Consider the following 7,806-nt stretch of genomic DNA (forward strand, 5'->3'; position numbering starts at 1 on the left):
CGCCCTCATCGCGCAGTCCGCACCCCGGGCCGCCCTCGCGGTGCCGGTACTGCGCAAGGACCGTCCCGAGGAGGCGTCGGTGCTCACCGCGTTGGCGGAACTGCATGTACGGGGTACGCCCGTCGACTGGGCCGCGCTGTTCGACGCCGGGCGGATCCGGGGCGCCGTGGAGCTGCCCACGTACCCCTTCCAGCACCGGACCTTCTGGCCCGAGCCGTCGCTGTCGGCCCGGGACGCCGTCGGTCTGGGCCTGGTCCCGGCCGAGCACGGTCTGCTGGGGGCGGCCGTGCCGCTCGCCGACGGGGACGGTGTCGTCCTCACGGGGCGGCTGTCGCGCGCGGTGCAGCCGTGGCTGGCCGACCACACGGTGCTGGGCCGCACGCTGCTGCCCGGCGCGGCCCTGGTGGAACTGGCGGCCCGGGCGGGGGAGGAGTACGGGTGCGAGCGCGTCGACGAGCTGACTCTGGGCACTCCGCTCGTCGTGCCCGCCCACGGCGCCATGTGCCTCCAGGTCGCGATCGGTGCCGCCGACCGGGACGGGCGCCGGCCCGTCGCTGTGCACGCGCGTCCGGAGAGCGCCACGGGCGACTCCCCGTGGACGGTCCACGCAACCGGCCTCCTCTGCGGTGACGGTGCAGGCGAACACCCAGGTCCCGTTCCGGAGTTCGCCGTGTGGCCTCCTGCGGACGCCGTGCCGGTCGAGCTGGGAGCGTTCTACGCCGAGCGCACCGTGACCGGGTTCGACTACGGACCGGGGTTCCAGGGGCTGCGTGCCGCCTGGCGGCGCGGTGACGAGGTGTTCGTCGAGGCACAGCTGCCCGACGGAACGGAACCGCGGGGCTTCGCCCTGCACCCCGCCCTCTTCGATGCCGCCCTCCAGGGGACCTCACTGCTCGTCGGTGACGGTGTGGTGCCCTTCTCCTGGGAGGGTGTCACCCTGCACGCCGACGGGGCGACGGCCGTACGCGGCCGGCTGGCTCTCCTCGCGCCGGACCGCGTCCGTGTGACCCTCGCCGACCCGGCCGGGCAGCTCGTCGCCACCGTCGACGCCCTGACCGTGCGCCCCGTCGCGGAAGGACAAGCGGGCACCGCCGCGGGCCCCCTGTACCGGGTGGAGCTGGTGCCCGCCGGACCGGTGCCCCCGTACGACGGCACGCTGACGGTGTCCGGGGACACCGACGCGTACGTCACCACCGCCCTGCGCGGGGCCGGGTCGACCGCCGGTGACGAGGGCGCCGAGGTGCGGATCGCCGTGCTCCCGGCGTCTCCTGTGCCGGACAGCGACGTCGCGACGGTTGTCCGTCCCGCCCTGACCCTGCTCCAGGAAGCCCTCGCGCCGGAGTCGGAGCAGCGCCTCGTCGTGGTCGTCCCGGACGCCTCGGATCCGGCGACGGCTGCCGTGCGGGGCCTGCTGAGGTCCGCCGCGGCCGAGCACCCCGGGCGGGTGGCCGCGCTCGCACTCGAGGGCACCGCGTCCGCGGAGGCGTTGCGTACCGCACTCGGGGTGCTGCTCGACGGCGGCGAACCCGAGGCGGTCGTGCGGGGCACGGACGTCCTCGTGCCCCGGCTGGCCCGAGCGACACCGACGCCGGCCGCGGAGACGACGTGGGACCGTCCCGGTGCCGTCCTCGTCACCGGCGGCACGGGTGGCCTCGGCGCGGCCGTGGCCCGGCATCTGGTGACCCGGCACGGGGTGCGGGACCTGCTGCTCGTCTCGCGGCGGGGTCCGGACGCACCCGGCGCCGCCGAACTTGCCGCAGACCTGACCGCGGCCGGTGCCCGCGTCGAGACCGCCGCCTGCGACGTGGGCGACCGGGAGGCGCTGGCCGGCCTGCTGGCCGGGCGGACCCTGGCCGGTGTCGTCCACACGGCCGGTGTCCTCGACGACGGGGTGGTGACCGCGCTGAGCGAGGAGCGGGTGGCGGCCGTGCTGCGGCCCAAGGCCGACGCGGCACGCCACCTGCACGAACTCCTGGGCGACTGCGGCCCGTTCGTGGTGTTCTCGTCCGCCGCCGGGACGCTCGGCAGTCCCGGTCAGGGCAACTACGCCGCTGCCAACGCCTTCCTCGACGCCCTCGTCCGCCACCGCCGGACCGCCGGACTGCCGGGCCTGTCGCTGGCGTGGGGGCCCTGGGAGACACCGGCCGGGATGGCGGGGCAGCTGACGGACGCCGACCGCGCCCGTATGGCGCGCACCGGGCTGCTGCCGCTGTCCACCGACGCCGCTCTCGCCCTCTTCGACGCCGCCCTCGCGAGCGCCGAGCCGGCCGTCCTCCCGTTGCGCCTCGACTCCGCGGCCCTGCGCGCGGCGGGCGCGTCCGACGGTCTTCCGGCGGTGCTACGCGGACTGGTCAGGGACCCGCGCCGTACGGCAGCGGCGGCGACGGCCGTGCCGTCCCGCACCACCGACCTCGCGACCGCCCTCGCCCGCCTGAACCCCGACGAGCAGCTGCGGGAACTGCTCGGGCTCGTCCGCCACGAGGTGGCCCGCGTCCTCGGGCATCGGCACGCCGAGGCCGTCGACCCGCAACGCCCCTTGCGCGAGCTGGGCTTCGACTCGCTGACCGCCGTCGAACTGCGCAACGCCCTGGCCGCCGCCACCGGCCTGCGGCTGACCGCGACCCTCGTCTTCGACCACCCGACGGCCGCCGACCTCGCCGCCCGCCTCCGCGAGGAACTGGCCGGCCGCCGCCCGGTCCCCACCGAACGACCACTCCCGGTCCCCTCGGTCGCCGACGATCCGGTGGCCGTCGTCGGCATGGCCTGCCGCTTCCCCGGTGGCGTGGCCTCGCCCGAGGACCTGTGGCGGCTGGTCACGGGCGGCGTGGACGCCATCGGCGACGTACCCGCCGAACGCGGCTGGGACGACGTCCGGCGCGGCGGATTCCTCACCGGGGCAGGCGACTTCGACGCCGACTTCTTCGGCATGGGCCCGCGCGAGGCCCTGGCGACGGACGCCCAGCAGCGGCTGCTGCTGGAGACGTCCTGGGAGGCGGTCGAGCGGGCCGGCATCGACCCGGTCTCCCTGCGCGGCAGCCGCACCGGTGTCTTCGCCGGCGTCATGTACGGCGACTACGGCACCCTCCTCACCGACGAGCGGTACGAGGGTCTGCGCGGCGCCGGAAGCGCCCACAGTGTCGCCTCCGGACGCGTCGCCTACACCCTCGGGCTCGAAGGCCCCACCCTCACCGTCGACACCGCCTGCTCGTCCTCCCTCGTCGCGATCCACCTCGCGGCGCAGGCCCTGCGCGGCGGCGAGTGCGGCCTGGCCCTCGCCGGGGGCGTGACCGTGATGGCGACGCCGTCGACGTACGTCGAGTTCGACCGGCAGGGCGGGCTGGCACCCGACGGCCGCTGCAAGGCCTACTCCGACGACGCCGACGGTGTCGGCTGGGCCGAGGGCGTCGGCGTCGTCGTCCTGGAACGACTGTCCGACGCGCGGCGCAACGGCCACCGCGTGCTGGCCGTGCTGCGCGGCAGCGCCGTCAACCAGGACGGTGCCTCCAACGGCCTGACCGCACCCAACGGGCCCGCGCAGCAGCGCGTCATCCGCCAGGCGCTCGCCGCGGCCGGCCTGAAGCCGACCGACGTGGACGCCGTCGAAGGACACGGCACCGGAACCCGCCTCGGCGACCCCATCGAGGTCCAGGCCCTGCTCGCCACCTACGGCCAGGACCGCCGACGTCCCCTGCTGCTGGGCTCGGTGAAGTCCAACATCGGGCACACCCAGGCCGCCGCCGGTGTCGCCGGAGTCATCAAGACGGTCCTGGCACTGCGGCACGGCGTCGTCCCGCGCACCCTGCACGCCGACACGCCGTCCTCGCACGTCGACTGGGACTCGGGCGCGGTCCGGCCGGTGCGCGAGGACACCCCGTGGCCCGACACCGACCGCCCGCGCCGGGCCGCCGTCTCGTCCTTCGGCGTCAGCGGCACCAACGCCCACCTGATCCTGGAGGCGGCGCCGCCGCAGCCCGACGACACGGACGCCCCCGGCAGGGCCGCTGTGACGCCGGGCGTGGTGCCGTGGGTGCTGTCCGCGCGGACGCCCGCGGCCCTCGACGCCCGACTGGCCCGGCTCGCCGACCGTACGGACGTACTGGACGTCGGACGCACCCTGGCGTCCACCGCCGCGACGGCGTTCTCCCACCGGTCCGTCGCCCTCGCCACCGACACCGGACCCGTCGAGATCGCCCGTGGCACCGCCACCGCCGAACCCGGTCGGACCGCTGTCCTCTTCTCCGGGCAGGGAGCACAACGTCTCGGCGTCGGAAAGGAGTTGTACGGCCGCTTCCCCGCCTTCGCCGACGCGCTGGACGAGGTGTTCGCCCACCTCGATCCCGCAGTGCGCGAGGCGATGTGGGGCGACGACGAACAGGCCCTGAACCGCACCGGGACGGCCCAGCCCGCCCTGTTCGCCGTCGAGGTCGCCCTCTACCGCCTCGTCGAGTCCCTGGGCGTACGGCCGGACATGGTCGCCGGGCACTCCGCCGGCGAGATCGCCGCCGCCCACGTGGCCGGTGTCCTCTCCCTCCCCGACGCGTGCCGGCTGGTCTCCGCCCGGGCGGCGCTCATGGACGCCCTGCCCGAGGGCGGCGTGATGGTCGCCGTCGAGGCGAACGAGGACGACGTCCGTCCCCACCTCGCGGCAGGCGCCGCGATCGCCGCCGTCAACGGCCCCGCCTCCGTCGTGCTCTCGGGCGACCGCGCCGCAGTGGACGCCACCCTCGCCGCGCTGCCCGGCGATCCCGCTGCCCGGCGCGCCACCCGGCTGCCCGTCAGCCACGCCTTCCACTCCCCGCACATGGACCCCATGCTGTCCGCGTTCCGGGAGGTCCTGGACGGCCTGGAGTTCCACGCCCCGCGCCTGCCGGTCGTGTCGACCCTGACCGGGGCTCCGGCCGATGAAGGAGAGCTCACCACTCCCGACCACTGGGTACGGCACGTCCGCGACACCGTCCGGTTCGCCGACGCCGTCCGCGCGATGGCCGACGCGGACGCCCGTACGTACCTGGAACTCGGCCCCGCCGGCGTGCTGTCCGCCCTCGTCGAGCCGGCCCTGCCGCCGGGCACCGCCGTTCTCGCGGTGCCCTCGCTGCGCGCCGACCGGGCCGAGGAGACCGCACTCGTCACCGCCCTGGCCCGGCTGTTCACCCAGGGCGTGCCCGTCGACTGGCCGGCGCTCTTCGCGGACACGGGCGCCCGCCGCACCGAGCTGCCCACCTACCCGTTCCAGCACCGCCGCTACTGGCCCGCCCCCACGCCCGCCCGGGGGGACGTGCGCGGCTCCGGCCTCACCGCCGTGCACCACCCGCTGCTCGGTGCCGCCGTGCCGCTCGCCGACAGCGACGGCGCCCTGTTCACGGGGCGCGTCTCGATCACCGGCCACCCGTGGACCGTGGGGCACACCGTCGCCGGCCGCACGGTCCTGCCGGGCACCGCCCTCACCGACCTGGTGGTCCGCGCCGGCCGCGAACTCGGACACGGCCGCATCGACGAACTCACCCTCGCCGCACCCCTCGTCCTGCCCGGACGCGACGCCGCGCTCGTCCTCCAGGTGTCCGTCGGCGCGCCCGACGAGACCGGCCGCCGCCCGGTGACCGTCTCCTCCCGGTCCGAGGACGACCCGGACGCCCCCTGGCTGCGCAACGCCACCGGCCTCCTCGCCGCACCGGAACCGTCCGCCGCCCGGCCGGTCACCGTCGGACAGTGGCCGCCGCGCGACGCCGAGCCGCTCGCCCACGACGACCTCTACGACGAACTGGCCGACGCCGGTCTGTCGTACGCACCGCCCTTCCGCGGACTGACCGGGCTCTGGCGGCGCGGGGCGGAGGTGTTCGCCGAGGCCGTGCTCGCGGAGGACACCGACGCGGACGGTTTCGGTCTGCACCCCGCCCTGCTGGACTCGGTGCTGCACGCCGCCGCCTTCACGGGCGGCGAACCGGGTCTGCCCTTCGTCTGGCAGGGCATGGAGCTGCACAGGACCGGCGTACGGGAGGTCCGGGCCACGCTGAAGCGGGACGCGGACAGCGGAGGCGTCACCGTCACCGTCACGGACCTCGACGGAGCGCCGGTCGCCACCGTCGGCTCCCTCGTCACCCGGCCGCACACCGAACTCGGCATGCCCGCCGGCGTGCAGGACGCCCTGTACCGCGTCGAGTGGAGCCCGCTGCCGGACCTCGTCCCGGCGGAGGCCACCGACGCCGCGGAGGGCTCCGAGATCCCCGAGATGTGGGAGATCACGGAGATCACGACGGACGGCGGCCTGCACGCCACGCTGTCCCGGACCCTGCGCGTCCTCCACGACTGGCTCGCCGGGGACGCCGGGACCGCCAGGCGTCTCCTCCTCGTCGTGCCGGACGGCGACGACCCGGTGCTCGACGCGGTACGCGGCCTGGTGCGCTCCGCGTCCAACGAACACCCCGGCCGGTTCGCCCTGCTGACTCCGGACGCCGACCCCCTGCCCCTGCCCCGCGTGCGTGCCGCCCTCGCCCAGGGCGAGACGGAACTAGCCGTACGCGGAACGGAACTCCTCGCCCCCCGCCTGGTCCGCCGCACCCCACACGACGGGGCAGGCACGACCGACCCCGTCGACTGGGCGGCGGGCGCGGGCAGTGTCCTCGTCACCGGCGGTACCGGCGGCCTCGGCACGGCGCTCGCCCGGCATCTCGTACGGACGCACGGCGTGCGCGACCTGTTGCTGGTGTCCCGGCGCGGCCCGGACGCGCCCGGTGCGGCGGACCTCGTCGCCGAGCTGACCGAGGCCGGCGCCCGGACCGAGGTCGTGGCCTGCGACGTCGGCGACCGGGACGCCCTGGCAGCCCTGCTGGCCGCACGGTCCGTCTCCGCCGTCGTGCACACGGCCGGAGCCCTCGACGACGGGGTGCTGACCGAGCTGACCGACGAACGACTCGCCGCCGTACTGCACCCCAAGGCGGACGCCGCCCGGCACCTGCACGAACTGCTACCGGACGCACGGATGTTCGTCCTCGTCTCCTCGGCGGCCGGCGTGTTCGGCGGCAGCGGGCAGGCCAACTACGCCGCCGCCAACGCCTACCTCGACGGTCTCGCCGCCCACCGGCGCCGCCACGGACTGCCCGCGCACTCCCTCGCCTTCGGGCCCTGGGACCTGGCCACCGGCATGGCGGGGGAACTCGCCCACGCCGACCGGGAACGCCTGTCCCGCTCCGGGTTCCGGCCCCTCACCGAACGGGAAGGCCTCGATCTGTTCGACGCCGCCACGGCCGGCGAAGGCGGAGGCCCGGCGCTGGTGCCGGTCCGGCTCGACCACCGGGCCCTGCGGTCGCGCACCGAGGTCCCGCCGCTCCTGCGCGACGTGATCAGGGCGCGCCCGGAAGGATCACGTGCCGGGCACGCGACCGGCCTGTCGAGCCGACTCGCGGAATGCACCGAACAGGAGCAGCTCGCCCTGCTCCTGGACACGGTCCGCGCACGCGCTGCCGCCGTCCTCGGTCACGACGGCACCGACGCCGTCGACTCCCGCCGTCCCTTCCGCGACCTGGGCTTCGACTCCCTGACGGCCGTGGAACTGCGCAACGCGCTGGCCACGGTGACCGGCCTCCGGCTCCCCGCGACACTCGTCTTCGACCATCCGACACCCGAAGCGCTGGCCGAGCACCTGCGCACTCTGCTGCCCGGGGCGACCGCGAACGACCCCGAGCCCCGGCCGACACACGCGGCCCCGTCGCCGGTGGACGATCCGGTGGTGATCGTGGGGATGGCGTGCCGGTTCCCGGGCGGGGTGGCCTCGCCGGAGGAGCTGTGGCGGCTGGTGTCGGAGGGGGTGGA

Annotated in this window: 1 protein-coding gene; it reads left to right on the forward strand. The window is 75.9% G+C overall.

Annotated elements, in window-relative coordinates; translation table 11 throughout:
* On the forward strand, nt 1–7,806 hold a 7,806-nt coding region (locus ACZ56B_RS32350), incomplete at both ends, for an SDR family NAD(P)-dependent oxidoreductase (protein WP_468798515.1).

Source organism: Streptomyces sp. NPDC034670 (genome assembly GCF_055574875.1).